General features: G+C 34.2%; 1 protein-coding gene. It reads right to left on the bottom strand.

Translation table 11 applies throughout. The features are described from left to right. Nucleotides 1-98: 98 nt before the first annotated feature. A partial coding sequence (locus ACF1AG_RS34835) for a hypothetical protein (protein ID WP_391811056.1) occupies nucleotides 99-1,187 on the bottom strand: 1,089 nt, incomplete at its 5' end.

Below are 1,187 nucleotides of genomic sequence, written 5' to 3'. Positions count from 1 at the left end.
GGTCATTTCACTGATCTATAAAATATAGAGCCAATTCTTAAAAGAGTAGGCTAGCAACAGATGCTGTCAAAACTGTAGCATTTTTGAATATAGCATGATTACCTTTCTAACCCAATGTTTTGCCCTTTTAAGCGTTGCTTTGGTTTTTGCTTAGCATTTACTTTGTGTTCCTGCTTTTGGGCTTGTTCTACCCCTTCTAGGATGGCTGAAAGAAAGTCATTGCTTTGGCTTAGGCTTTGCGTTTCTTGTTGAACTTTTTCAAGTGCTGGAGCAACTTTCTCTATTTCTCTTTTATGTTGTTCCAAATGCTCCCGATCTTCATAACCGATGGTTCGAATAGCTTGAGTTAACTGTTCTCGTTTTTGTAAATCTTTCTGATAAGCTTGTTGTTCTTCCTTGGAAAACAGAATTTTTCCTTTTAAGTAAGGATTCGATTCGATTCGTTCAATTCGTTTTTCTAGTTCAGTAAGATGATTAAAATAACTTTCTGCATTTTGAGCATTCCGAACAGCCAGATTATAGTTTTGAATACCTTCTCGATTTAATTCAATTTTATGCTGTCTTTGTTCTAAAGTATGTTTTATGTTGTCGAGCGATATAGTTTTTCCTTGTTTCTCATTTAGTCGGTTCAATTTAGATGCTGTCTTGTAATCCAAATATTGTCCTGCTGTTTTCAATTCAGGATATTGGATAGCTACTTTACGAATTAGCTTTTGCTTTAGTATTTCTTCTGTCTGGTTTAGTATTTGTTTTTGGTCTACAGATTTTAAGATGCTCCCGTTTAAAGTTCGAGTAGACGTATCAATTTGTTTACTTAATTGCTTTTTAGCTAACTGGATCTCTTCACGTGCAGATAAACCAGCTTCTTTTAAACATGTATTTAAGTGGTCATGCTGGCTGATGATTTTATCTTGTAAAGTGTTGATACTAGCACGCAAATTTTCTTTTTCCTTACGTTGGAAAAATCCTACTTTATCAAGTTTTCCCTTTAATTCTTCTAATGTTTTTTCATAATGAGAAAGCTGTTTTTCTGCTTGTTCTGCAATAGAAACTATGTGATTTTTTGTCTTTAAAGATTCTAGTGCTTTTCTTTGTTGTTCGGTCTGTACTTCTAATGATTTTCTATAGTTGGCAATTGTTGCTACCGTTGGAATTTCGCCAATAATTTGTTTGGCTGCCTCCACATT

This window comes from Streptomyces sp. NPDC014764, assembly GCF_043082785.1.
GTDB lineage: Bacteria > Actinomycetota > Actinomycetes > Streptomycetales > Streptomycetaceae > Streptomyces > Streptomyces althioticus.
This window is presented reverse-complemented; position numbering and strand designations above follow the sequence as displayed.